The sequence below is a fragment of the Melissospora conviva genome, from assembly GCF_049523535.1.
GTDB classification, from domain to species: Bacteria; Actinomycetota; Actinomycetes; order Mycobacteriales; family Micromonosporaceae; genus Melissospora; species Melissospora conviva.
Genome location: NZ_JBLLDT010000003.1, coordinates 351,198 through 376,192, shown reverse-complemented (window position 1 = coordinate 376,192; position 24,995 = coordinate 351,198). Strand labels below are relative to the sequence as shown.

The window sequence follows — 24,995 nt, the reverse complement described above, 5'->3', positions numbered from 1 at the left end:
CGGCTCGGGCCACTTCGCCGGCCTCAGGCAACCGGACGCGCCCTGACGTTTACGACCGCGGCCCGCCTCAGCGGGGAGACTGTTTGCGGTCGCGGTCCTTGGAGGGCTGGACCCGTTTCGGTTCGCCGGGCATCTTCGGGTGGTCCGGCGGGTACGGCAGGTCGCCGCTGCCGGCGGCGTCGTCCCGGTCGGCCCACTCCAGCAGCGGACTGATGTCCCACGGTGAGTCGTCGATACCGGCGTGCGGGTCACCCCGCTCGGCGAGCCGCACCGGCACCGTACGCAGGTCGAAGTCGTCGGGGTCGACCTGCGGCAACTCGTCCCAGGTGACCGGGGTGGAGACGGTGGCGCGGGCGTTGGCGCGCAGGGAGTAGGCGCAGGCGATGGTGCGGTCGCGGGCCATCTGGTTGTAGTCGATGAAGACGTGCTTGCCGCGCTCTTCCTTCCACCAGGCGGTGGTGACCAGGTCGGGGCGGCGGCGTTCGACCTCACGGGCCAGCGCGATGGTGGCCCGGCGTACCTCGGTGAAGGTCCAGCGGGGCGCGATGCGCAGGTAGATGTGGACGCCGCGCCCACCGGAGGTTTTCGGCCAGCCGGTCGCGCCGAGTTCGTCGAGGAGGGCCCGGACGTCGGCGGCGGCGGTGACGGCGTCGGTGAAGTCGGTGCCGGGCTGCGGGTCGAGGTCGATGCGCAGTTCGTCGGGGCGGTCGACGTCGGTGGCGCGTACCGGCCAGGGGTGGAAGACGATGGTCCCCATCTGCGCCGCCCAGGCCACGTGGGCCAGGTCGAGCGGGCAGAGTTCGTCGGCGCTGCGGCCACTGGGGAACTGGATGCGGGTCGAGTGCAGCCACTCGGGTGCGCCGCGGGCCGGCACCCGCTTCTGGAAGAACATCTCCCCCTCGACGCCCTCGGGGAAGCGCTGCAGCATGGTGGGGCGCTCGCGCAGCGCACGCATGATCCCGTCGCCGACGGCGAGGTAGTAGTCGAAGACGTCGGCCTTGGTGAACCCGCGCGCCGGGAAGATCACCCGGTCGGGGCTGGTGAGGCGTACGGTGCGTCCGGCGACCTCGATCTCGGCAGCCGGGGCTTTCGCGGTGCTACCCATCTGCCGACCATAGGCCAGATCGGGCCGGGCGCGGCGTACCGTGGAGCGGTGAGTATGGAGAACGAACTGCCCAAGACCGAGGACGAGTGGCGCGTCCGGCTCTCGCCGGAGGAGTTCCGGGTGCTGCGCCAGGCCGGCACCGAAGCGCCGTGGATCGGCGAGTACGTCTCGACCAAGACCCCGGGCACCTACCAGTGCCGGGCCTGCGGAGCCGAGCTGTTCAGCAGCGACGCCAAGTTCGAGTCGAACTGCGGCTGGCCGAGCTTCGACGACGCCATCCCGGGTGCGGTGGTCGAGATCGCCGACGACAGCCTGGGCATGCGCCGTACGGAGATCCGTTGCGCGCGTTGCGAGAGCCACCTCGGGCACGTCTTCATGGGTGAGGGCTTTACCCCGAAGGACACCCGCCACTGCGTGAACTCGATCTCGGTACGCCTCGCCCCACGCGAAAGCTGAACGTCCCAGTTCTACCGTTTCGTCCCGCGGGTCTGATCGATGCGCCAGACTTTCCCTATTCGTACTTGATAGGGGGATTTGTCATGGCTGTTTGTCAGACCTGCGGGAACGACTACCTGATGGCGTTCGAGGTCCGCACCGTCAGCGACGACGTCTACGTCTTCGACTCGTTCGAGTGCGCCATCCAGTCGCTCGCCCCGATCTGCGAGAACTGCCAGGTCCGCATCGTCGGCCACGGCATGGAGGTCGACGGGCGCTTCTTCTGCTCGGCGCACTGCTCCCGCAACGCCGAAGGCGTACAGGGCGAGATGGCCCGCGACACCGTGGGCGTCCCGCACCTCTGAGACCGCGCCGCCTTGACCTCAGCGCGGCTTGACTCGGCGCTGCTTGACCTGAACGCTGCTTGAACTTCTACGGTGGCCCAATCGCCACTGACAAGGGAGTTCACGGATGGCCATAAAGGAGTACACCCGGGAGGAGCTCGCCGCCCAGCCCATCGGCTACTGGAGCGGCGCTGCGTATCGCGCCGTGGTCGGACGCATCCGGGCGGACCTGGCCGTGGAGCAACTCACCCAGCCGCACTGGTGGATCCTCAACCACGTGGCGGGCGCCCCGGGCACGTGGAGCCGCGCCGCCCTCGCCGAGCGCCTGGCCCCCTTCGACGACCTCGGCATCGACTTCGACGGGGTCTTCGACGACCTCGTCAGGCGCGGATGGCTGGACGAGCAGGCCGGCACCCTGACCCTCACCGAAGCCGGCGAGGCCGGGCGCCTCCGCGCGAAGGCACAGGGTGCCCGGGCGCACGAGCAGACACACCAGGGGATCAGCACCGACGAGTACGTGGCGGCACTGAACGTCCTGCGCCGCATGATCGCCAACCTGGGCGGCAACAGCGACCTTCCCTGACGGCCTGCCGCCTTCTCCACTGAGGCGTACTCGATCAACGACCTCGGCCGACGCCCCGGCGCTTGAATTGCACAACGAGGATCAGAGCGGTCGCCGCCACGGCCAGGGCCACCAGTGGCCAGAACAGATCCACTCCCCCGGCCTGTCGCGGACTCGATGCCGCCGGGGAGGCGTTCAGCTCCTCGGCCTCTTCCGGCGAGGGCTCGGGCGATGCCCGCTCGGCCAGCTCACCCGGCTCGACCAGCCGGCCCACGGCAGCCGTACGGGGCAGCCCGAATCCCCAGTCGAGCAGCGCGGCACCCTGCTCCCAGCCATTCTTGGGCTGTGCCTCCGCACCTAGCAGCGTCACCACGAGGCGGCGGCCGTCGCGTTCGGCCGCGCCGACGTACGTGTGGCGGGCCAGATCGGTGAAGCCGGTCTTGCCGCCGATCGCGCCCGGGTAGTTGTAGAGCAGCCGGTTGTCGTTCTGGATCTGGAACGCCCTGGCCTTCTTGGCCTTCTGGGCCGGGATCTTGGTGCTCTCCGTCCGGGCGTATCGGCGGAAGTCCGGGTTGTCGAAGCAGGCGCGGGCGATCAGCGCCAGGTCGTACGCGCTGGCGAACTGACCGGGGGCGTCCAGGCCGGAGGGTGTGACCGCGTGGGTCTGGAGAGCGCCGAGGTGGCGGGCGTATTCGTTCATGGCCACCACTCCCCCGGCCACGCCGTCCTCGCCGCCACCGAGCCGGGCGATCAGGTTCGCCGCCTCGTTACCGGAGTTCAGCAGCAGCCCGAGCCAGACGGTCTCCAGTTTGTACCGGCCGCCCTCGACCAGACCCACGGCCGACGAGCCGGGCTCGATGTTCATGTCCTCCGCGGTGACTCTGATGACCTGTTGCGGGTCCAGCTTCGGCAGCATCGTCGCAGCGAGCAGCAGCTTCTGCACACTCGCCGGGGTGGCGTGCTCGTACGGGCCGCAGCCGCCGAGCACCTGCCCGGAGTCCAGGTCGGCGACCACCCAGGACGTCGCGGTGACACGGGGTGGCGTGGGCGCTCCTGCCGGCACCACCAGTCCGGCGGTGTCCAACGCCGGCTCGCGCAGCGCCCGGTCCTCGGCCATCACGGGCGGCGGCGTCGCGCGCGGCAGCCGGGATGCCTTCGGTGCCGGCATGCGCGGACACGGCAGCACCGGCGCGGCGGTTTCCGACACGGTGGGCCCTTGGGGCGTCAGCGGCGCCGCTGACGCCGGCACGATGGGGCCGACTGCGAGGAGGCCCGCCATAGCTGTGGTCACCAGCAGCCGCGGTTTCATACAAACAGCCTATGCGTTACGGCCGGACCAAATCCTCGACAGGGCAACGGATGCCAGCAGCAACTTCTAGACAAGCGCCCGACCTGCGGCTGCTCGCCATGCATCGTCTGTAAGCCAAGCTTGGGCGTGGGCTGGCCGCCTGCAACGAGGTCCGGCCAAAATCAAGCGGCCGTCGCGTATACGACACATCAATAGACAAGACGAACATTTTTCGAGAACCTTGCGCGTTCCCAGCCCGCGGCAATCAACTCGGAGAGTCCGTGACCGCCCCACACGACGAGCAAGAGAAATATCGCCAGCTCACAAAAGAGTACGAACTCGCCGCAGACCGCCTCCGGTCCGCCAGGTCGGCGCAGGTCACATACTTAGTTATACTGGTTTCCGGATTTTCCCTGGCGGCCCTACTCGCCTACTCAGTTGTCGTTGGACTGTGGGAATCAAAACCGGTCCTTACCCGATACGTAGGCCTAATCGCACTACTCGTACTGTGCATCACGTTCGGCAACCTACTGATCAAAAACCGACGCAGGATCGTCGAATTCGATCTCGATGTGCGTAATCTCAGCCACGACAGGCAAAGCGCTGCCACCCGGATTCCGTCGGACTCGATCGAATCCCTGAGGCTTTACCGAGAAGCCTCGCAGGACATCATTTCCCAGTTCCGCGCTCGCGCCACAAGGAATCTCAGAACGCACAACTCTATCCAAGCGGTAATCATCATTGGCTCGATCGCCGCTTCCACAACAACCGCCATCATGGCTGGCTCACACCCGTTGAGCTGGATTTCCACTGGACTGACCGCCCTCGTCAGCATCACGGCAGGAATGGCCGCCTACTTTAAGTTCCGTGAACGCGGATACAACCTTCAATCAACTGCCGACGAGATTGAGAAAAACTACAATGCCGCACAATTCCATATTGATGAGTACGGCGAAATAGAGGACGAGGACGACAGACTTCGACTCTTTGCGCGCAATGTGGAGCGACTGCGCGAAGAACAACGCAAACGAGAACTGCAACTGGAACAGTCCCCCGGCCATAAGGAAGAACGATAATCAAGCCAGATTTCCCTGTTCTGGACTGACCCTCCCGTCGCCGCGCACTACAGAAATTACAAGGTCTGCTTCGGCTCCACTGAAGAGCTGCCTACGTGCTCGACTCAAAGGCCCTGCCGCCACCTCGTGGTGACGGTTCCACTGCTCCTAGCCAGGCGGCGATAGGGCCAGGCTTCGTTTGGCTGGCCCTATCGCTTTGACGTCACACATAGTCGTCGAATGTCAAAGTGCTGCGGTGACCGCTTGATGGCCAAGCCGGGATCACGAGCGTGTCCGGGAGACCGCTCGTGCCGCGCTGCCGGCTCACCACCGTGGTCAGTCCCAGCGCCGGGATGTGGATGTCGACGCCGGTGATGAAGGTCTGCGCGAAGAACGCCGGCAGCGGCTTGCTCAGGTCCGTCACCCGGTCGCTGCCCGCGTCGAAAGCGAAGATGCCGATGGTCCGCTTCACCCGCGGGCTGGTCGCCTCGTTGAGGATGTCGCGGCCGTTGACCCAGAGCCGGTCGCTGCCGCCCCACCACTCCTTGTTGCGGTTGACCACGATCGCCGCGTGCCGGTCACTGGTCTCCACCAGCGCACCGAGGCCGCCGCCGGGCGGGCTCGCGAGCAACCGGATCAGGTTGTCGGTACGGCGGAACGGCTGGAAGTAGAAGTGGTGCACGGGTGCGCCGGCGCGGATCAGGGCGAACTCGTACCGGGCGCCGCCCTTGGCGGTGATCGGGCCGAAGGAGCCGTCGCCGCTGAGCGCGACGGTGGCCACCCGCCGGGTACGCAGCCCGAGCGCGTTGAGTTCGTAGACCTCCAGGGTTCCGGCGGAGACACCGGCGTTCTGCGGGAAGAGCACCGCCCGCCCGGCGAGCTGGATCCGCGCTTCGGTGCGGATGGCGGTTGTCTGCGGCGACCGGCCGGTGAAGAAGCGGTAGCTGTGCTGGAAGCTCTCCGGTGAGGTGACGGTCTCGGTGTGCCCCTGTTCCGGCAGGTAGGCATTGGTGGCTCCGGCGACCGTACGGCTCTGGTCCCCCTCCCCCCAGATCGCGAGCGTCCGCACACCCCCTGGCGGCGCCTCGGCCGTACGGCCGTCGAGGTTGACGTAGTTCGCCACCCGCGCCGCGCGCTCGGGTGAGCTGTTGAGGTAGCCCTGCACGACGAAGGTGCCGAGCGAGTGCGCAAGCAGGTCGATCTGCTGCTGGCCGGAGGTCTCGAGCAGCCGGATGATGCGGGCGTCGAGCCCGGCCCAGACGTCGGCCATCGTGTTGAGGGTGAAGGTGGAGTCGTACTCGTGGGCCTCGATCAGGTCGATCGGGTAGCCGTTGACCGCGAAGCGTTTCGCCTGGGTCTGGAACTGCTGGCCGGAGCCGGCCGAGCCGTGCACGAAGACCACGGGCCGGGGTGTGGCGGGTGCGGGGTGGGCCTGCGCCGGGACGGCGGCGAGACCGAGAGCGACGAGCAGGGCGACGCCGAGCGCGCCGAGACGGCGAATCATGCGGGGGACCTCCGGTGAATCGGTGGGCATGATTGTGCACTGGTGGTGCACCATACTCACCCCGGCCGGGCGGAAAGAGCAAGGACCGACCGAGCGCGAGCGCAAGGATCCGCACGAAAAGCAGCCGACGGCACGGCCCGGCGGGACATCAGGTCGCCGCGGGCCGCACCGTCGAGGTGAACGAGAGGGGCGGTGCGCTCCGATCGGACCGCACCGCCCCCACTACTGATCTCGCCTGAAGGTCTTCATCAGGGGCGGGTGAAGCCCACCGTGTAGCTGCCGGAACCCGAGTACGCGTACACCCGGATCCGGTACGTCCCCGCCGTACCGGTGTAGGTCACCGTCTCGTCCGGGCCGGAGCTGGTGGAGCTGGCGACCGTCGTCCAACTCGAACCGTTCTGCTTCTGGAGGTAGAGGTCGAAGTCCCGGCTGGTCGGACCGTCCAGGCACGCCCGGTGCTGCCCGGAGACGGTGGTCGTGTACGAGCCACCCGACGGCTGGTAGGCGTTCTGCCCGGCGTTCAGGCTGCCGGTCACGATCGTCTGGTAGCCGGTGCAGGTGGTGGCCCCGCCGGTGACGGTGAGCGTGTAGGTCGCCGTCCGCGTCACCGCGCCCGTGCCGGTGACCGTGATCGGGTACGTCCCCGCCGCCACCGCCGAGGTGGTGCTGATCGTCAGCGTCGACGAAGCCCCGGAGGTGACCGAGGAGGGCGAGAAGGAAGCCGTCGCACCCGACGGCAGGCCCGAGGCCGACAACGCCACGGTCTGGGCGCTGCCGCTGGTGGTCGCGGTCGCCACCGTCGCCGAGAGCGACCCGCCGGGGGCCACCGATCCGGCCGTCGGCGAGACGGCGACCGAGAAGTTGTTCGCCGGGGTGCCGCCGCCGACAGCGAGGGTCCAGATCGCGTACGCCGAGGCGTCCGCCGCCCGGTCCAGGATGGTGGTGCTGACGTTGCTCGGGTACGTGTCGCAAGCCCGGTGGTAGCAGGGGTCGAACGCCTGCCCGCTGGTCCCGCCCCACTTCGTCGCCTGGGCGGCGGTCTTGGTGCGGCTGGCCCCAGCGGCGACCCCGCTGGTCTGGATGCTGTACGCGTTGAACGAGGCGTCGTCGGAGCGCCCGGCGCCCTCGGTGTTCTCCTCGGTCTGTACGCCGATCGAGTCGTAGTAGGCCTTGAGGGTCTGGCCGATGCTGCTGGTGATCCGGTTGATGAAGTAGCCGCCGTTGACGGAGCCGACCATGTCGAAGTTCAGGTAGCCGGTGATCTTGGCGCGGTCGGCTGAGCTCAGCGAGCGGACGTAGTAGTCGGAGCCGTTGAGGCCGGACTCCTCGTCGGTCCACCAGGCGAAGCGCACGTGCCGGGTGAGCTGCGGGTTCTGCGCGGCGAGGGTCAGCGCCACCTCCAGCAGCATCGCCGAGCCGGTGGCGTTGTCGTTGATGCCGGCCCCGGCGGTGACGCCGTCGAGGTGCGCGCCGAGCATCAGCGTCTGGTTGACGTCGCCACCCGGCCAGTCGGCGATGATGTTCGGCCCGGCCCCGCTGATGCAGCCCGAGGCGCAGGGCTGCTTGACGACGGTGAAGCCGGCGGCGACCAGCTTGTCGTAGACGTAGTTGACCGAGGCCGTGTAGCCGGTGCTCGCGGCGTTGCGCCGGCCACCGTTGGCGGTGGCGATGCTCTGGAACTGGGTCAGGTGGCCGGTGATGTTCGCCAGCGAGATGTTCGGGGCGGCGGCGAGCGCAGCGGGGGCTGCGGCGGGGGCCACGGCGAACCCGGCGGCGGTCGGCGCCGCCTGGGCGGGGGCGGCCAGGGGGTTGAGGCCGGCGGCGAGCACCGCAACGGCAAAGGCTGCGGTCAGGCGTCTTCTCACGGGGTCTCCTCGGGGGAATGGGAAGACTGTCGGGGGATACGCCGCATTACAGCGGCAGCTATCTATACACCCCGCTCCGATCGACAAGCAATATCCAGTTCTGTGGATGCACGAAGGCCCCTGACCGCGACCGCCGCTCCCCGACCTCCGGCAGCGACAGAACCCCGCCCTGACCGGAGCCGACGCAGCAGGCGAGGCCGAAGCCGACGCCGGCCGCGCCGGCAGGGTCACCGCCGCGAAAGGAGGCCGGGCCGGTGGCCGTTAGGCTCGGCGCATGTCCACCGCCGCCCTCCGGCTGCACGTCGCCGCCTTCGGCGAGCTCTCTGCTCGCACCCTCCACCACCTGCTGAAACTGCGCATCGATGTCTTCGTCGTCGAGCAGGAGTGCGCGTACCCGGAGCTGGACGGGCGCGACGTCGAACCCGGCACCCGCCACCTCTGGCTGGAGCGCGACGGTGCGATCGTGGCGTACCTGCGGATCCTGGCCGATCCCGGCGGGGTGGCGCGGATCGGCCGGGTGGTGGTGGCGCCGGCAGCGCGCGGGCAAGGCCTCGCGGGCCGGCTGCTCACCGAGGCGCTGGCTCTCGTCGGCGAGCGGCCCTGCGTGCTGGACGCGCAGTCGCACCTGGCGGGCTTCTACCGCGCTCACGGCTTCACCGACACGGGGCCGGAGTTCGTCGAGGACGGCATCCCCCACCTGCCGATGCGCCGCGATCCCGGCGAGCCGTCCCCGCAGCCCTCCTTCGCCGACCCCGCTGCGACCAACGTCGTCGCACCCCGCGCGGCGACCGCCGGGGACGCCCCGGAGCTCGTACGGCTGCGGGTGCTGATGCTGACTGCCATGGCCGGTGGCACGGCTCCCCCACCCGGCCCGTGGCTGACCGCCACCGAGGAGACGCTGCGTCGACGACTCGCCGAGGCCGAGCCCACGATGGCCGCGTACGTCGTCGACAATCCGGACCGCCCCGGCGAGCTGGCGGCCTGCGCGGTCGGGACGATCGAGGAGCGGCTGGGGACACCGGGCAACCCGGGCGGTCTGAGCGGTCACCTTTTCAACGTCTGCACCGACCCCGGTCAACGCCGCCGTGGTTACGCCCGGGCCTGCACGCAGGAGCTGCTGCGGTGGTACCGCGAGCGGGGCGTCGGCGCCGTCGACCTGGCTGCCACCGAGGAGGGTGCGCCCCTCTACCGCGAGCTGGGCTTCGCCCCGCTGACCGCCATGCGCCTGACCACGCCGGCCCGCCGAACCGAAGACAGCTCCGCCCCCACTGCGGGAAGCGGCGGGGGCGAAGTGGCGGGGCAGGTTACGGCAGGTCGTTGACGATCTCGGCGACCGTGCGGCGCCGTCCGGTGTAGAACGGCACCTCCTCGCGTACGTGCAGGCGGGCCTTGGAGGCCCGCAGCTGGCGCATCAGGTCCACGATGCGGTGCAGCTCGTCGGCCTCGAAGGCGAGCATCCACTCGTAGTCGCCCAGGGCGAACGACGCGACCGTGTTGGCGCGCACGTCGGCGTAGCCGCGGGCCATCGCGCCGTGCTCGGCGAGCATCTCGCGGCGCTCGGCGTCCGGCAGGACGTACCACTCGTAGGAGCGCACGAAGGGGTAGACGCAGAGGTAGCCGCGCGCCTCCTCGCCGGCGAGGAAGGCCGGGATGTGGCTGCGGTTGAACTCGGCCGGGCGGTGCAGCGCCATCTGCGACCAGACCGGGGTCAGGCACCGGCCCAGCGCGGTGCGGCGGAACCGGCCGTACGCGTCCTGCAACGCGTCACTGGAGGCGGAGTGCCACCAGATCATGATGTCGGCGTCGGCGCGCAGGCCGGAGACGTCGTAGGTGCCGCGCACCACCACGTCCTCGCCGGCGAGCTCCTCGAAGAGGTTCTCCACCTCGCCCGCGACGTTGTCGCGCAGGGCGGGCAGCGGGCCGGTGGCCCGGTAGACCGACCACATGGTGTAACGGATGGAGTCGTTGAGCTCCCGGATCCGCGCCGCGTTCGTCTGTTCCGTCATGATCCTGATTCCTCCAGGGCCTTGATGATCTCTTCGGCGCCGGTCTCGCCGGAGCGCACGCAGACCGGGATGCCGACTCCGTCGTAGGCGGCGCCCACGACGGCGAGCGTCGGGTACGCCGGCCGCAGCGCCGCCCGGACGGCGGCCACCCGCTCCAGGTGTCCCGGCGTGTACTGCGGCAGCGCGCCACCCCAGCGCTGCACGTGGGTCGCTACCGGCGTCGGCAGCGGCGCGCCGACGACCTGGGAGATCTCCCGGTGCGCCAGGGCCGCCAGTTCGGCGTCGGAGACCTGAAGTGCCGCCTCCTCGCCGTAGCGCCCGACGGAGGCGCGCACCAGCGCCAGCCCGTCCGGGCGGCGCAGGTGTCCCCACTTGGTGGTGAAGAAGGTGGAGGCCTTGATGGTCAGCCCCTGATCGGCCGGGACCAGGAAACCGGAGAGTTTCGGCAGTTGCGGCTCCGGCAGCACCAGGGTGATCAGGGCGACGCTGGCGTAGTCGAGCTCCCCCACGGTTGCAGCCGACGCCGCATCGAGCCCGGCCAGCAGCCGGGCCGCGTGCCGCGCCGGCAGCGCGAGCACCACCGCGTCGGCGGTGACGGTCTGCGCCGCCGGGGTCGGGCCGACCGTCAGCTGCCAGCCGTCCCGGGTGGCGCAGAGTTCGCGTACGGCGGTGTTGAGCCGGATCGTGGCGCCGGCGGCCTGCGCGGCGGCGGCGACCAGCCGGGAGAGTCCGCCGTCGACGGTGGCGAAGACCGGCGCGCCGGTCGGTCGCGGCGCGGCGGCCTGGGCGGCGCGGACCGCCCCGGTGAGGGTGTGCGCGGTGCGCGCCGTACGCGACAGCGCCGGCATCGTGGCATTCAGCGAGAGGGTGTCGGCCCGTCCGGCGTAGACGCCGCCGAGCATCGGGTCGACCAGCCGTTCGCAGATCTCGTCGCCGAAGCGGGACCGCACCAGCGCCCCGACGGAGACGTCCTCCCCGGGTGCGAGCAGCGGCCGCCCGGTGTCCCGGTCGGCGTCGGTGGCCGGCTGCGCGACCGCCGTCACCTGCCCCAGATCCCCCGGTACGCCCACCAGCGTCCCGCCCGGCACCGGGCGCAACGCGCCGTCGACGACGAGCGCGGCCTGGCCGACGGTCGGGTGCACCAGTGCGTCGCCGAGCCCGAGCCGGCGGGCCAGCGCGACCGCAGCGGAGTCGGCGCCGGCCGGGTCGCGCATCAGGAAGGACTCCGCGCCGAACTCCACCGGCGAACCCGCCAGCTCACCGGTGCGCAGCTTGCCGCCGAGCATTCCGGACTGTTCGAAGATCGTGATCTCGGTGTCGGCGGGGGTCAGGTCACGCAGCCGCACCGCCGCGGCGAGCCCACTGATCCCACCACCGACGACGGCGATCCGCCACGGCTGACGCATGAGGTGCCTTCCTTACCCGTTTGACTCCGCCGAGACCTCGTGGACCAGAGCGACAACCCGGGTCAGCACCTCGGGGTCGGTCTCCGGCGGCACGCCGTGCCCGAGGTTGAACACGTGCCCGGGCGCGGCCCGCCCTTCGGCGAGGACCCGGCGTACCTCGGTCTCGATGACCGGCCAGGGCGCGAAGAGCACCGCCGGGTCGAGGTTGCCCTGCACGGCCCGCTCCGGGCCGATGCGCTTCGTGGCCACGTCCAACGGCGTACGCCAGTCGACGCCGACCACGTCGGCGCCGGCCTCCCCCATCGCGCCGAGCAGTTCGGCGGTGCCGACCCCGAAGTGGATGCGCGGCACCCCGGCGTCGGCGAGGCTGCCGAGCACCGCCGCCGAGTGCGGCAGGACGTAGCGGCGATAGTCGGCCTCGGAGAGGGCGCCCGCCCAGGAGTCGAAGAGCTGCACGGCGGAGACGCCGGCGGCGATCTGCACCCGCAGGAACGCGGTGGTGATCTCGACGAGCCGGCCGCAGAGGGCGTGCCAGAGCTCCGGAGCGCCGTACATCATCGCCTTGGTCTTGGCGTGGCTGCGTGACGGACCGCCCTCGACCAGGTAGCTGGCCAGGGTGAACGGGGCGCCGGCGAAGCCGATCAGCGGGGTGTCGCCGAGCTCGGCCACGAGCATCCGCACCGCTTCGTCGACGTAGGAGACGTCCTCGACGGTGATCGGGCGGATCTTCTCCACGTCGGCGAGCTCGCGCACCGGCTCGGCGACGACCGGCCCGGTCCCCGGCACGATGTCCAGGTCCACCCCGGCCGCGGCGACCGGCACCACGATGTCGCTGAAGAAGATGGCCGCGTCGACGCCGTGGCGGCGGACCGGCTGCAGGGTGATCTCGGTGACCAGGTCGGGGCGGCGGCAGGATTCCAGCATCGGCACCCCGGCGCGGATCTGCCGGTACTCCGGCAGGGACCGGCCGGCCTGGCGCATGAACCAGACCGGAGTGTGCGGCACCGGCCGGCGCCGGCAGGCGCGGACGAAGGCCGACTCGGTCAGACCGGCCGGGCGGGGGGCGTCGTCGTCTCGGGCCGCAGGACCCGTTGCGCTCGTGCTCATCCGGGCCATCGTGCCACGGTGTGGGACGGCCCCGGCGGGCACCTCGGGCATTTGTGAACTTCGGCCCGCCGCGCCCGGGTGGGTGTCCGGCGCGCCGATCGGTGGGGTGACGCCTGGCGGCCTAGGCTGCGCTCATGGCCCCCCCGATCGCGACCCCCGAGATCTTCGCCCGTGCGGTAGCCGGGCTGCGGGTCCCCTCGCCGCGGGCCGAGATCGTCCTGGAGGAGGTCGGCGCGCCCCGCCGGCTGGCCCCGTACGCCTTCGCGCTGAGCGCCACCGTTCACCACGACGCCGACGAGATGACGACCGGCCGGCTGATCCTGCTGCACGATCCGGCCGGGCACGAGGCCTGGCAGGGCACCCTGCGCCTGGTCACCTACGTCACGGCGGAGCTGGAGCCCGACCTGGCCGCGGATCAGCTGCTGCCGACGGTGGGCTGGACCTGGCTCATCGACGCGCTGGACGCACACGAGGCGAGCTACCGGGCGCTCGGCGGGACTGTCACCCAGACCCTCTCCACCCGCTTCGGCGAGCTGGCCGGACCGCCGCCCGCCGGCGACATCGAGATCCGGGCCTCGTGGACGCCGGTGACCGACGATCTGACCCCGCACCTGCTCAGCTGGTGTGTCCTGCTCGCCTCCAGCGCGGGACTCCCCCCGCCCGGGGTGAGCACGCTGGCGGACCGGCGACGCAGCGGCTGACCGCACCGTCCCCGGCGCCGACGATGCCGCGCCACGCCCCGGGAGCGACCCGCTTACGCGACGAGCGTGGCGGCCCCGGGGTCGTCCGGGCCCGCCACGCTCGTCGGTGGGTCAGCGGTGGTTGTCACTCACCGGTGGATCAGAGGTACTTGTCTGCCTCGTCGCAGATCTTGTCCAGGCCCTTCATCGCCCGGTTGTACGCGGCCCGGTCGTTGTCGGCCGCGGCGGCGAGCGCGTTGCTCAGCTTGGTCAGGCAGCTGCCGATGACCCGCTTCTGGCGGGCCTGCTCGTCGCGGTCGCTCTTGGTCCCGGAGAGGTTCTGCTCCAGTTCCTTGTTCTTGTCCTTCATTGACTGCAGGTCGCCCTGGAGCTGCTCGATCTCGGTCTTGTTCGCACCGATGGTCGTGTCCCGCTCCGCGATCTGCGAGGAGAGCTGCTTCTCGGTCTTGTCCAGCTCGCTGTTCTTGGTGACGTAGAGGACCGACATGACGCCGACACCGAGCAGCAGCAGGACCGCCACGAGGCTCACCACGAGCAGCTTGCGGCCACCGCCACCCGACCGTGCGGCCGGGGAGCCGGCAGCCGGCGGCGCACTGAACGGCGGCGCGGACTGCGGGCCGCCGAAGGGCGGCTGCTGTCCGGGGCCACCGAAGGGCGGGCCGGACTGCGGGCCGGGACCACCGAAGGGCGGGCCGGACTGCGGGCCCGGCTGCTGCCCGGGACCACCGAAGGGCGGACCGGACTGCGGCGCCGGCGCACCGAAGGGCTGGCCGGACTGCGGCGGGCTCGGCTGCGGCGTGGGAGCGCCGTAGGACGGCTGCTGCGGCACCTGGGCCGAGCCGTACCCGGGCTGGGATGGCGGGGGGTTGTACGGCGGCTGTCCCGGCTGCGCGCCGTAGACGTTTCCGCCCTGCGCGCCCTCGTTCGGCGGGTAGGACATTCGTTTGTTCCTCCGTTGAATCTGTCCCCGATCAACTGAGGTTCATTGGCCGGGGACGAAGCGGGTCAATTGCGTGGGGGGTGGCCGCAGGCTCGGCCTACTGTCAACAGACGGTGAATCTGTCGCAAGCGGTTTTGATCGGAACGGCGAGTCCGATGCCCTCCGCGTCGATGGCCTTGGCGGTGGCGATACCGACGACCTGTTTGGCACTGTTGATCACCGGGCCGCCGGAGTTGCCGGGGTTGATGGGTGCGTCGAACTGGATCGTCGGCCCGGCGTCCTGCTCGGTCCGGAAGGCGCTCACCACACCCGTGGTCACGGTGTCGGTCAGCCCGAGCGGCGCGCCGACCACCACGATCTGCTGGCCGGACTTGACCTGCTCGGGGGCGGCTGCCAGCCCTTTGAACTCGGCGTCGGTGCTCAGGTGGGCCAGGTCGTTGGCTTCGTCGACCTCCACGATGGTGGCGGGGTAACGCTGGTCGGAGCGCTCCAGGTAGACCGTGCGGCCGCCGGCCGCCCAGACCGACTCGACCACGTGATGGTTGGTGAGCAGATTGGTGCCGCCGCCGCTACGGGGCTTGCCGACGGCGAAGGCGGTGCCGGTGAAGTCGCCGGCGCGTACCCGGAAGACGCTCGGCAGCGCCGCACCGGCGATCGCCTCCGGGTTGAAGGCGCTGCCGGCTGCCTCCTCCAGCTCCTCGGTGCGTGTCTCCAGGCCGTCGAGGCGCAGGGTGTCGTTCTCCTGCCCGGCGGCGGCCCGCGAGTCGAGCTCGGCGAGCCGGTCACCGAGGCGATCAAGCTGGAAGGTCTGGAAGCCGGCGACACCGGCGAGCAGCAGCACGAGGACGAAGGCGACGAGCCCCGGCCAGCTGCGACGGGACCCCCGCGCGGAGGGCTGCGGCGCGGAGGGCTGCGCAGGCGGTGGGAACGCGGGCGGCTGCGGAGGGCTGGACGACTGCCAGCCGGCGGGCGCCGCAGCGGCGCCGAACTGCGGTGACGCCGGCCCGGTCGGCGGCGACGGGGCGACCGGCTGCGGCTGCCCCGGCGCTGCCGGAGGCGGATAGGCACCGGCCGGCGGCGGGTAGGCACCGGCGGGTGCTGCCTGCGGGTAGGCGCGGGCTGGTGGCTCGATGCGCGGCGGGAGCGGACCGGGGCGACCTGGCGAGACGGGCACGGACGCCGAACCGGAAGCCGGTCCTGCAGCCGAACCGGAAATCAGCGCCCCGGCCGCACCGGAAGCGGACACCGAGGCCGAACCGGAAGCCGGAGCCGGAGCGGATCCTGGCGCTGCGGGTACCGGGGCCGAACCGGATGCCGGAGCGCCGGAAGCCGGCGGGTACCCAGAATTCATGAGTGACATTTCCTCCCGTTGACGGCGGTCACGATGCCATACCGCGTCAACTCCTGTTTCGACAGCAGATGGAACTTACCGATCCGATCGGCCTTTGTCGCCCCCGCGCGCGCGTGCCACGACTCCGTGATCTTCGACGCGCCGGACCGGCTGCCCACACCGATCCGGCGGGCGAACTAGGGTTGACAGGTGACCGACGAATCACCCCTGTCGCGTCGGACCGCGCAAGCGCGAGTGGGAGACGAACCACAGCGCCCCCCGACCTCGGCGCCGTCCGCATCCGAACCCGCCCCTGACGGCCCGCTGCCGCTGACCGAACCCCGCGAGGGCACCCCGGAGCCCGTGACCACACCGGATCGGCTCGCCGACGTCGTCGCGCGCTTCGCCGCCGGAGCCGGGCCGGTCGCCCTGGACGCCGAACGCGCCTCCGGTTACCGCTACAGCCAGCGGGCGTACCTCGTGCAGCTGCGCCGGTCCGGCGCCGGAACCGCCCTGATCGACCCGATCCCGCTGGCCGACCTGAGCACCCTCGACGAGGCGATCGCCGACGCCGAGTGGGTGCTGCACGCCGCCAGTCAGGATCTCGCCTGCCTGGCCGAGGTCGGGCTGCGCCCGCGCCGGCTCTTCGACACCGAACTGGCCGCCCGGCTGGCCGGTTTCGAACGCGTCGGGCTCGCCGCGCTGACCGAGCAGCTGCTCGGGTACCGGTTGGAGAAGCACCACTCAGCCGCCGACTGGTCGAGCCGGCCGCTGCCGGAGTCCTGGCTGACGTACGCGGCGCTGGACGTGGAGATGCTCACCGACCTGCGCGACGTGCTCGCCGCCGAACTGGCGCGCCAGGGCAAACAGGAGTGGGCCGCCGAGGAGTTCGCCGCGCTGGTGCTCTGGGGCACCCGCCCGCCGCGGGTGCGCGCCGAGCCGTGGCGGCGTACCTCCGGGATCCACCGGGTCCGTGGGCCGCGGGCGCAGGCCCGGGTCCGCGCGCTCTGGTACGCCCGGGACCAGATCGCCGTCCGGCGGGACACCGCACCGGGACGGGTGCTGCCCGACTCGGCCATCATCGCCGCCGCCGAGCTCGACCCGCAGGACGAACAGACCCTGCTGACCCTGCCCGGCTTCGGTGGCCGGTCGGTGCGGCGGCTGGCCCGCACCTGGCTGGCGGCGCTGGACGAGGCGCGGGCGCTGACCGACGACAAGCTGCCGGTCACCCCGCAGGTGGAGGGGCCGCCACCGGCGCACCGCTGGGCCGAGCGCGATCCGGTCGCGGCGGCGCGGCTGGCCCGCTGCCGGACGGTCGTGACCCGCATCGCCGATGAGCACCAGCTCCCCGCCGAGAACCTGATCACCCCGGACACCGTGCGGCGGCTCGCCTGGACCCCGCCGGAGAAGATCGACGAAGACGCCGTACGGGAGACCCTGCTCGGCTACGGCGCCCGCAACTGGCAGGTGGGGCTGCTCGCCGTGGAGCTGACCGAGGCCCTCGACGAGCCGGCGGGCTGAGCGTCCGGGCGGGACACCCGTGGCCTTCCATCGCCGCTGGTGGCCCGCCCGTCTGCGGCCGTAGTGTGACCCGGACCACGGACCGCCCGATGCCAGCGATAGTTACCGACGAGTAGCATCCGATGGACTAGCCCCACCGGCAAGGAGGCTCCAGTGCCCCGTGAAGTTCGGGATGTCGTTTTCGTCGACGGCGTCCGTACCCCGTTCGGCAAGGCGGGTGGGATGTACGCCAACACCCGCGCCGACGACCTCGTCATCCGTTGCATCCGCGAGCTGCTGCGACGCAACCCGCAACTGCCCCCGGAGCGTGTCGAGGAGGTGGCCGTCGCCGCCACCACCCAGATCGGCGACCAGGGCCTGACCCTCGGACGTACCGCCGCTCTCCTCTCCGGCCTGCCCAAGACCACCCCCGGCTACTCCATCGACCGCATGTGCGCCGGCGGCATGACCGCGGTGACCTCCGTGGCCAGCAGCATCGCCATGGGCGCGGTCGACATCGCCATCGCCGGCGGCGTCGAGCACATGGGCCGGCACCCGATGGGCGAGGGCGTCGACCCCAACCCGCGGATCCTGACCGAGAAGCTGGTCGACCCGTCCGCGCTGGTCATGGGCGCCACCGCCGAGAACCTGCACGACCGGCTCCCCGGCATCACCAAGGAGCGCACCGACGCGTTCGCGCTCGCCTCGCAGCAGAAGACCGCCAAGGCGTACGCCAACGGCAAGCTCCAGCCCGACATGGTCCCCGTCGCCGTGCGCGACCCGGAGACCGGCTGGGGCCTGGCCACCGTCGACGAGGCGCCCCGCGAGACCTCCCTGGAGAAGCTCGCCGGCCTCAAGACGCCGTTCCGCCCGTACGGCAAGATCACCGCGGGTAACGCGGCCGGGCTGAACGACGGCGCCACCGCGAGCATCCTCGCCGACGAGGAGACCGCCCGCGAGCTGGGCCTGCCCGTCGCCATGCGGCTCGTCTCGTACGGCTATGTCGGCGTCGAGCCGGAGATCATGGGCTACGGCCCGGTCCCGTCGACCGAGAAGGCCCTCAAGGTCGCCGGTCTGACCATCGACGACATCGGCCTGTTCGAGCTGAACGAGGCCTTCGCCGTGCAGGTGCTGGCCTTCCTCGACCACTTCGGCATCGCCGACGACGACCCGCGGGTCAACCCGTGGGGCGGGGCGATCGCCATCGGTCACCCCCTCGCCTCGTCGGGCATTCGCCTGATGACGCAGCTCGCCCGGCAGTTCGCCGAGCACCCCGAGGTCCGCTACGGCCTCACCGCCATGTGCATCGGCATCGGCATGGGCGGGACTGTCATCTGGGAGAACCCGCACTGGGAGGGCAACAAGTGACGACTCCGAGCAACCCCAACGAGGTCGTCACCAAGGCGCTGCTGCGTCTGGTGAACGTACCGGGCCTCGACCGTCCGGCCGCGCTGATCACGCTGGACAACGGCTTCGACCACAAGAAGCCCAACACGCTGGGCCCGGCCGGTCTGGCCAGCCTGGACGCCGCCATCACCGAGGCGACGCAGGCGAACCCGGCGTTCATCGCGGTCACCGGCAAGCCGTACATCTTCTGTGTGGGCGCCGACGTCACCGGCATGCCGCTGATCAAGACCCGTGAGCAGGCGCTGGAGATCGGCCGCCTCGGCCACCAGGTCTTCGCCCGGCTCAAGGACAGCGAGATCCCGACCTTCGCCTTCGTCAACGGCGCGGCGATGGGCGGCGGCCTGGAGCTGGCGCTGCACTGCCACTACCGGACCCTCTCCGGTGGCGCGGCGGCGCTGGCGCTGCCCGAGGTCACCCTGGGCCTGATCCCGGGCTGGGGCGGCACGCAGCTGCTGCCGAACCTGATCGGCATCATCGGCGCGGCCGAGGTCGTCATCTCCAACCCGCTGCAGCAGAACAAGATGCTCAAGCCGGCCAAGGCCGCCGAGCTGGGCGTCGCCGACATCCTGCTCGAGCCGGCCGACTTCCTGGAGCGTTCGCTGGAGTGGGCCGCCGGTGTGGTGCGCGGTGAGGTCACCGTGACCCGGCCGGAGATCGACCGGGACAGCTGGGACGGCGTTATCGAGTTCGCCAAGGCCGTTCTGGACGAGCGGCTGCACGGCGCCGTCCCGTCGGCGTACAAGGCGCTCGAACTGCTCACCCTCGCCAAGGACACCCCGTTCGCCGAGGGCACCGCGGCCGAGGAGGAGGCGCTCGCCGACCTCCTGCTCAGCGAGGAGCAGCGCAGCAGCCTCTACTCGTTCGACCTGGTGCAGCGCCGGGCCAAGCGCCCGGCCGGCGCGCCCGACAAGGGCCTGGCCCGCGACGTCAAGAAGGTCGGCATCGTCGGCGCCGGCCTGATGGCCTCGCAGCTGGCGCTGCTCTTCGCCCGCCGCCTCGAGGTTCCGGTCGTGATGACCGACCTCGACCAGGCCCGCGTCGACAAGGGTGTGGGCTACGTCCACTCCGAGATCGACAAGGCCGTCGCCAAGGGCCGGATGGGCGAGGGCACCGCGGCGAAGCTGCGCGGCCTGGTGACCGGCGCGGTCGACAAGGCCGCCTTCGCCGACGCCGACTTCGTCATCGAGGCGGTCTTCGAGGACCTGAACGTCAAGAAGCAGGTCTGGGCCGAGGTCGAAAAGATCGTCTCCCCGGAGACCATCCTGGCGACCAACACCTCGTCGCTGTCGGTGAGCGCGATGGCCGCCGAGCTGGCACACCCGGAGCGGGTCGTCGGCTTCCACTTCTTCAACCCGGTAGCGGTGCTGCCGCTGCTGGAGATCGTCCGGGGCGAGCGCACCGACGACGCCAGCCTGGCGACCGCCTTCGCGGTGGGCAAGAAGCTGCGCAAGTCGTGCGTGCTGGTCTCCGACGCCCCGGCGTTCGTGGTCAACCGGCTGCTCACCCGCTTCCTGGGTGAGATCATCGGCGCGGTCGACGCGGGCACGCCGATCGAGGTGGCCGATGCCGCGGTGGACCCGCTGGGTCTGCCGATGCGGCCGATGGCGCTGCTGCAGCTCGTCGGCCCGGCCGTGGCGTACCACGTGGGCGGAACCCTGCACGATGCCTTCCCGGACCGCTTCGCGGCCAGCGAGAACCTCAAGCGGATCGCCGACTCCGGTCTGCCGATCATGGCCGACAAGCAGATCAACCCCGAGGTGAAGGCGCTGCTGGTCACCGGTGATCAGCAGCTCACCGCCGACGAGGTGCGGCAGCGGGCGCTCGACGCGCTGGCGCAGGAGATCCGGCTCATGCTCGACGAGGGTGTCGTCGCCGAGGCGCAGGACATCGACCTCTGCATGATCCTGGGCGCCGGCTGGCCGTTCCACCTGGGCGGCATCACGCCGTACCTGGACCGCAGCGGCACCAGCGAGCGGGTCACCGGCAAGCGGTTCCTGGCTCCGGGCGTGGCGAGCCTGCCCGCCTGATCCCTTCCCGCGAACGCGGCGGCCGGGACGTCCTTCGGCGTCCCGGCCGCCGCGTTTCTGACTCCGGCCGCCGCTTTTTCGGCTCCGGCCACCGCGCTTCGGTGGGGCCGTCCCGGCCGACCGCGTATCGGTAGGGCAACGATCCGGTTGCATCGACGCGGCGAAACATCCACACAGCCGCCGACGGCAATTGCCGAGATCAACTTTGGCTATGCTCACGCCTCCTGTTGGTTAAGTGTGGAGTTCCAGATGACCCAGCCCCCCTCTGTCCCGACCCCGCCGTCGCAGCCGGACGGAACACCCGTCCCGCCCGCGTTCGACCCGGCGGCGGCCGCGCCGAAGAAGAAATCCGGCGCCCTCAAGATCGTCCTGATCGTGCTCGCGGTGGTGCTGGTGCTCTGCTGCGGCGGTGGCATCGCCACCTGGCTCGTGGTCAAGGACGACGTCAAGGAGGCCGTCGACACGGTCCAGGAAGCCAGCACGACCCGGGTGGTCGAGCCGGAGACCCTCGGCGGACGCAGCAAGATCGACGACGCGGACCTCGCGTCGATCGCCGTCGACATGGCCGACGCACTGAAGGTCGAAATGCCAAACTCCACCAGCCACGCCGCCGGCTTCTACGGCGACCTGGCCCAGGAGGACATGGTCATGTTCGCCGCCGTCTCGGGACTCGTCACCGATCAGGCCCGGCTGCTCGATACGAACGTCGAGGACGCCACCACGAACATGGGCCTGACCAACGTCACGACGGTTGACCCGGGACCGCTGGGTGGCCAGGCGAAATGCGGTGACGGCGACGATGGCGATGGCGGCAAACTCGGCATCTGCATCTGGACCGACGCCGGCAGCCTCGGCATCATCATCGACTACTACAGGTCCGGCGCCGAGACCGGTGTGGATCTGCCAGCGATGCGGGCCGACATCGAACAGAAGAGCTGAGGCACAGCCTCACCACCCACCGTACGGATACCGCGCTCGCGGCGACCGGCACCTCCGTTTGGAGGCCCCGGTCGCCGCGAGGCGTTTGCAGCACTGTGCGATGTGCCGGCTCAGGCGGTTGCCGTGCCGACGCGTTCGGCCGTTCTTTGGCATGGCCGCCGCGGCAGCGCAGGAACCCTTCAGGCGCTGCCGTCCGTCGTGGCGGCGATCGGGGCGCCGGCCGCCGGCAGGGTCACCGTGACCTCCAGTCCGCCACCGGCCTGCGCGATCACGTCGACGGTGCCGCCGTGGGCGCCGCAGACCGCCCGCACGATGGAGAGCCCGAGGCCCGAACCGCGGGCGCCGGTCCGTTCCCGGCCGCCCCGGCGGAACGGCTCGAAGAGCCCCGGCACGTCGGCCTGGTCGACCTCGAAGCCGGTGTTGCGCACCACCAGCCGGGAATGCACGCCGTCGCTACCGGTGCTCACCCAGATCGTGCCGTGCAGGTGGTTGTAGCGCACGGCGTTCTCCACCAGGTTGCCGGCCAGCCGGTCCAGCAGGCCCGGATCGCCGACGACGGGGGCGTCCGCCAGGTCGGTCTTGACGCGTACCTTGATGCGCTCGATCTCGCGGCGCATCGCCGACAGCGCCCGCGCGGCGCCGCCGGCCAGGTCGGTCTCCACCCGGCGGTCCAGTCCACCCCCGGACTGCGCCTCGGTCCGGGCGAGCACCAGCAGCGCGTCGACCAGTCCGTTGGCGCGTTCGGAGGCGTCGCGCACCACCGCGCCCATCCGGCGGAACTCCGCCACATCGGCGGTGTCGTCCGCGAGCGTCACATCGATCTCGGTCCGCATCACCGCCAGCGGCGTACGCAGCTCGTGTGAGGCGTTGGCCACGAAGCGTTTCTGTGACTCGAACGCCGCGGCGATGCGGTCCAGCATGGCATCGAAGGTGTTCGCCAGTTCGGCCACCTCGTCGTCGGTGCCGGCGTAGCCGATCCGCTGGTCGAGCGTCGTCTCACCGAGGTGCCGGGCGGTGGTGGTGACCTGGTGCAACGGGCGCAGGGCGCGGCCGGCCACGAGGTACGCCCCGACGACGCCGACGACGCTCACGGCCAGCAGCGCCAGCAGCCCCTTGACCAGCAGCTGCCATTTCGCTGCGGCGAGCAGCTGGTCCTCCCACTGGTCGGCGTCCAGCCGGGTGCCGTCGTCGAGCACCACCTCGGTGCCGGGCCGCAGGTCGGCGGCGGGCGCGAGGGCGTCGCGGACCAGCAGCCAGGCCAGCAGCAGCAGGATCGCGCCGGCCCCGACCAGCAGCACTCCGTTGAGCAGCGTCAGGCGCAGCCGCAGGGTGGGGCGCAGACCGGATCGGCGGGTGGACGGCGCGGTCACGCCGCGGCCGTTTCGAGCACCCGGTAGCCCGCCCCGACCACCGTCTCTATCAATGGCGGGTCGCCGAGCTTGCGGCGCAGGGTCATCACGGTCACCCGGACGATCGTGGTGAAGGGATCGGTGTTGGCGTCCCAGACCCGTTCCAGCAGCTCCTCGCTGGAGACCACCGCCCCGCGCGCCTTGAGCAGCTCGGCGAGGACGCCGAACTCCTTGTTGGTCAGCTCGACCGGCAGCCCCCGGCGGGTGACGGTGCGCTTCGCCGGGTCGAGCACCAGGTCCGCCACACTGAAGACCGGTGGCGCCGGCGGGGTCGCCCGACGCCCCAGCGCCTGGACCCGTGCCACCAGCTCGTCGAAGGCGAAGGGCTTCGGCAGGTAGTCGTCGGCGCCCAGGCGCAGCCCTTCGACGCGGTCGGCGACGGTGCCGCTGGCGGTCAGCATCAGCACCCGGGTCAGCGTGCCGGAGGCCGCCAGCTCCGCGCAGAGGTCGTCGCCGTGCATGCCCGGCAGGTCCCGGTCCAGGACGAGGACGTCGTACCGGGTCACGAATGCCATCTCGTGGCCGGTCGAGCCGTCATAGGCGACGTCCACCGCCATCCCCTGCCTGCGCAGCCCGCGCGCAATCGCGTCGGCGAGGTTGCGCTCGTCCTCCACCACCAGCACCCGCATGTCCGTACCCGCCCGTCTCTCTTCTCGCCGCCAACCTAGCCGGGGCCGGCAAGGACTGGAATGCCGGCACCGCACCGGCCCTGAACAGGCCCGACTGCCGGGTCAGCGGGGAAGGACCAGCAAGGACCTGCCTCCGTCCAGGCGCCGGCAGCTGACTCCCCCAATGATCGATTGGCAGTCGCTGATCGAACCGTGCAGCACGCCGAGAGGCTGCGGCTCGGTACCGGCCGAACCGAGGTCCGCCACCAGGATCCGGTTGCCGTCGATGGGACGTACGGCGATCACCTCCTCGCCAGGGCGCAGGCCCGGGTCGAGCAGCGACCAGGCTTCAAGACCGTCGATGGGTGTGCCGTCGGCATCGGCGAGCACCGTCCGGGCGCCACTGCGGCCGGCATCCCAGTACGAGTCCTCACCGAGCAGCAGCCGGTCGCCCGCGAAGCGGATGTTGCGCCACCGCTCGTCGAACCAGAGCTCCTCCCCGGTCCGCGCATCGAGCGCGAGCACCCCGCGATCGGTGACGAGGTAACAGGGCCGTCCGTCACATCCGACGAGCTGCATGTGGAACGCCGGCAGGGTCGCGGTGCCTGGCGGCAGGCTCCACCGGTGTTCCAGGTCGGCCAGGCCGTACGCGTGCACCCCGCCGCTGTCGACGAGAACGAACAGTTCGCCCTGCACAAAGGAGCTCCGTTCCACGGCAGGGCTGAACCCGGCGCGGGCGCGCAGCAGTCCGCCGGTCTGCGCATCGCGCATCTCCAGTCGATCATCCGAGAAGACCAGGTACGTCGCGATCCGCCCGTCCACCGCCGGCACGAGGTGTAATCCCTGCCCTGGCGCCGGTTGCGACCAGCGCGGCGCCCCGGTCCGCGGATCTGGCGCGGCGATGATGGACTGCTCCCCGTCGAAGGTGTAACGCAGCAGCCCGCCCTCGCCCGTGATGGCGTAGGAGCCGGCGTCGCACCAGAGCGTCCGCCCGTCCTCGATAGCCAGGGCCCAGGTGGTGCAAGACTGCATCTCCGGGTCGGCGACCAGCATCGTCACGAGGAGAACGTCACCCACCTGCACCGCGTCGCCGACGATTCCGGGTATGGCGGTTCCGGCAGGCAGGGCCATCTGCCATAGGCGGGTGAGCTCCGGCAGCCGGAAGGCGGCAAGCTCGGGGATGCTGCTCGCGACGCCGCCGCCCCCGGCCTCGGTGGTGACCGCGAGCAGCACCTCTCCCACCACGACGGCGCTGTCGTAGCCGGCCGGCTGCACCACCTCGGTGCCGGCCAGCCGCTGCGCCGGGCCGGACGGTCCGAGCAGGGCCGCAGCCAGCAGCAGGAGCACCGCGAGCGCCGGCCCGGCCGGACGTAGCGGCCGGGCGGGCCGGCGTGGGCGGGTCCGTTCCACTTCGGCGATTTCACCAAGATCAATGGTCACGCCCCGAGCATAGGCAC

Annotated in this window: 22 protein-coding genes and 1 pseudogene; 11 read left to right on the top strand and 12 right to left on the bottom strand. The window is 71.0% G+C overall.

Annotated elements, in window-relative coordinates:
- Positions 1 to 67: 67 nt before the first annotated feature.
- Positions 68 to 1,105 carry a non-homologous end-joining DNA ligase gene (ligD, locus tag ACK8GG_RS11155; protein WP_440356234.1) on the bottom strand — a complete coding sequence of 346 codons (1,038 nt, stop codon included), beginning with the start codon at positions 1,103 to 1,105 and terminating at the stop codon, positions 68 to 70.
- Between the two features lie 54 nt (positions 1,106 to 1,159).
- On the opposite strand from ligD, the gene msrB reads away from it, so the two are divergent.
- The 3 genes from msrB (at position 1,160) to ACK8GG_RS11140 (ending at position 2,467) form a co-directional block, all read left to right on the top strand.
- A complete protein-coding gene (gene msrB, locus ACK8GG_RS11150; RefSeq protein ID WP_440356274.1) occupies positions 1,160 to 1,561 on the top strand; it encodes a peptide-methionine (R)-S-oxide reductase MsrB in 402 nt (133 codons plus the stop codon).
- 83 nt (positions 1,562 to 1,644) lie between these two features.
- A complete protein-coding gene (locus tag ACK8GG_RS11145) occupies positions 1,645 to 1,905 on the top strand; it encodes a metallothionein (RefSeq protein WP_440353562.1) in 261 nt (86 codons plus the stop codon).
- 106 nt (positions 1,906 to 2,011) lie between these two features.
- Positions 2,012 to 2,467, top strand: coding sequence for a MarR family winged helix-turn-helix transcriptional regulator (locus tag ACK8GG_RS11140; RefSeq protein WP_440356233.1), 456 nt, complete (start codon positions 2,012 to 2,014; stop codon positions 2,465 to 2,467).
- 34 nt (positions 2,468 to 2,501) lie between these two features.
- On the opposite strand, the gene ACK8GG_RS11135 is transcribed toward ACK8GG_RS11140, so the two are convergent.
- Positions 2,502 to 3,755, bottom strand: a complete 1,254-nt coding sequence (locus ACK8GG_RS11135) for a D-alanyl-D-alanine carboxypeptidase family protein (RefSeq protein ID WP_440356232.1) — start codon at positions 3,753 to 3,755, stop codon at positions 2,502 to 2,504.
- A 260-nt stretch (positions 3,756 to 4,015) separates the two neighbouring features.
- Between ACK8GG_RS11135 and ACK8GG_RS11130 the strand changes: the two genes are divergently transcribed.
- Positions 4,016 to 4,810 (top strand): DUF4231 domain-containing protein, encoded by a 795-nt coding sequence (locus tag ACK8GG_RS11130; protein ID WP_440356231.1) that lies wholly within the window; start codon positions 4,016 to 4,018, stop codon positions 4,808 to 4,810.
- A 202-nt stretch (positions 4,811 to 5,012) separates the two neighbouring features.
- On the opposite strand, the gene ACK8GG_RS11125 is transcribed toward ACK8GG_RS11130, so the two are convergent.
- Positions 5,013 to 6,293 (bottom strand): alpha/beta hydrolase, encoded by a 1,281-nt coding sequence (locus ACK8GG_RS11125; protein WP_440356230.1) that lies wholly within the window; start codon positions 6,291 to 6,293, stop codon positions 5,013 to 5,015.
- Between the two features lie 248 nt (positions 6,294 to 6,541).
- Entirely contained in the window at positions 6,542 to 8,158 is a 1,617-nt protein-coding gene (locus tag ACK8GG_RS11120) for a M20/M25/M40 family metallo-hydrolase (RefSeq protein ID WP_440356229.1), read from the bottom strand.
- 274 nt (positions 8,159 to 8,432) lie between these two features.
- On the opposite strand from ACK8GG_RS11120, the pseudogene ACK8GG_RS11115 reads away from it, so the two are divergent.
- A pseudogene (locus tag ACK8GG_RS11115) lies at positions 8,433 to 8,873 on the top strand (GNAT family N-acetyltransferase); the annotation flags it as partial.
- The gene (locus ACK8GG_RS11110) at positions 8,862 to 9,479 is read left to right on the top strand and encodes a GNAT family N-acetyltransferase (protein WP_440356273.1); all 618 of its coding nucleotides are present in this window, start codon (positions 8,862 to 8,864) and stop codon (positions 9,477 to 9,479) included. The pseudogene ACK8GG_RS11115 and the gene ACK8GG_RS11110, both read left to right, overlap by 12 nt.
- Here ACK8GG_RS11110 and hemQ read toward each other — a convergent pair.
- The 3 genes from hemQ to hemE are packed head-to-tail and all read right to left on the bottom strand — an operon-like array spanning position 9,463 to position 12,686.
- On the bottom strand, positions 9,463 to 10,164 hold the full coding sequence (gene hemQ, locus ACK8GG_RS11105) for a hydrogen peroxide-dependent heme synthase (protein ID WP_440350138.1): 702 nt from the start codon (positions 10,162 to 10,164) through the stop codon (positions 9,463 to 9,465). The two genes, ACK8GG_RS11110 and hemQ, sit on opposite strands and share 17 nt — an antisense overlap.
- Positions 10,161 to 11,570 carry a protoporphyrinogen oxidase gene (gene hemG / locus ACK8GG_RS11100; RefSeq protein WP_440356228.1) on the bottom strand — a complete coding sequence of 470 codons (1,410 nt, stop codon included), beginning with the start codon at positions 11,568 to 11,570 and terminating at the stop codon, positions 10,161 to 10,163. Before hemG ends, hemQ begins: the two co-directional genes overlap by 4 nt.
- 12 nt (positions 11,571 to 11,582) lie before the next feature.
- Positions 11,583 to 12,686, bottom strand: coding sequence for a uroporphyrinogen decarboxylase (hemE, locus tag ACK8GG_RS11095; protein ID WP_440356227.1), 1,104 nt, complete (start codon positions 12,684 to 12,686; stop codon positions 11,583 to 11,585).
- Positions 12,687 to 12,811: 125 nt separating this feature from the next.
- On the opposite strand from hemE, the gene ACK8GG_RS11090 reads away from it, so the two are divergent.
- Positions 12,812 to 13,378 (top strand): DUF3000 domain-containing protein, encoded by a 567-nt coding sequence (locus ACK8GG_RS11090; RefSeq protein WP_440356226.1) that lies wholly within the window; start codon positions 12,812 to 12,814, stop codon positions 13,376 to 13,378.
- A 139-nt stretch (positions 13,379 to 13,517) separates the two neighbouring features.
- Here ACK8GG_RS11090 and ACK8GG_RS11085 read toward each other — a convergent pair whose 3' ends face one another.
- Both ACK8GG_RS11085 and ACK8GG_RS11080 read right to left on the bottom strand, forming a co-directional pair.
- Complete coding sequence (locus tag ACK8GG_RS11085) at positions 13,518 to 14,318, bottom strand: hypothetical protein (RefSeq protein WP_440356225.1); 801 nt, start codon at positions 14,316 to 14,318, stop codon at positions 13,518 to 13,520.
- A 103-nt stretch (positions 14,319 to 14,421) separates the two neighbouring features.
- Complete coding sequence (locus ACK8GG_RS11080; RefSeq protein WP_440356272.1) at positions 14,422 to 15,537, bottom strand: S1C family serine protease; 1,116 nt, start codon at positions 15,535 to 15,537, stop codon at positions 14,422 to 14,424.
- A 321-nt stretch (positions 15,538 to 15,858) separates the two neighbouring features.
- Between ACK8GG_RS11080 and ACK8GG_RS11075 the strand changes: the two genes are divergently transcribed.
- The 4 genes from ACK8GG_RS11075 to ACK8GG_RS11060 all read left to right on the top strand — a co-directional run bounded on the left by ACK8GG_RS11075 (position 15,859) and on the right by ACK8GG_RS11060 (position 21,521).
- Positions 15,859 to 17,169 carry a ribonuclease D gene (locus ACK8GG_RS11075; RefSeq protein WP_440356224.1) on the top strand — a complete coding sequence of 437 codons (1,311 nt, stop codon included), beginning with the start codon at positions 15,859 to 15,861 and terminating at the stop codon, positions 17,167 to 17,169.
- Positions 17,170 to 17,322: 153 nt separating this feature from the next.
- A complete protein-coding gene (locus ACK8GG_RS11070) occupies positions 17,323 to 18,516 on the top strand; it encodes a thiolase family protein (protein ID WP_440350131.1) in 1,194 nt (397 codons plus the stop codon).
- On the top strand, positions 18,513 to 20,582 hold the full coding sequence (locus ACK8GG_RS11065) for a 3-hydroxyacyl-CoA dehydrogenase NAD-binding domain-containing protein (protein ID WP_440356223.1): 2,070 nt from the start codon (positions 18,513 to 18,515) through the stop codon (positions 20,580 to 20,582). Before ACK8GG_RS11070 ends, ACK8GG_RS11065 begins: the two co-directional genes overlap by 4 nt.
- A gap of 147 nt (positions 20,583 to 20,729) precedes the next feature.
- Entirely contained in the window at positions 20,730 to 21,521 is a 792-nt protein-coding gene (locus ACK8GG_RS11060; protein WP_440356222.1) for a hypothetical protein, read from the top strand.
- 179 nt (positions 21,522 to 21,700) lie between these two features.
- Here ACK8GG_RS11060 and ACK8GG_RS11055 read toward each other — a convergent pair whose 3' ends face one another.
- The 3 genes from ACK8GG_RS11055 to ACK8GG_RS11045 all read right to left on the bottom strand — a co-directional run bounded on the left by ACK8GG_RS11055 (position 21,701) and on the right by ACK8GG_RS11045 (position 24,978).
- Positions 21,701 to 22,891 (bottom strand): sensor histidine kinase, encoded by a 1,191-nt coding sequence (locus ACK8GG_RS11055; protein WP_440350128.1) that lies wholly within the window; start codon positions 22,889 to 22,891, stop codon positions 21,701 to 21,703.
- The gene (locus tag ACK8GG_RS11050) at positions 22,888 to 23,559 is read right to left on the bottom strand and encodes a response regulator transcription factor (RefSeq protein WP_440350127.1); all 672 of its coding nucleotides are present in this window, start codon (positions 23,557 to 23,559) and stop codon (positions 22,888 to 22,890) included. Before ACK8GG_RS11050 ends, ACK8GG_RS11055 begins: the two co-directional genes overlap by 4 nt.
- 102 nt (positions 23,560 to 23,661) lie before the next feature.
- Positions 23,662 to 24,978: a PQQ-binding-like beta-propeller repeat protein gene (locus ACK8GG_RS11045; protein WP_440356221.1), complete on the bottom strand. Its 1,317-nt coding sequence runs from the start codon at positions 24,976 to 24,978 to the stop codon at positions 23,662 to 23,664.
- Positions 24,979 to 24,995 lie beyond the last annotated feature (17 nt).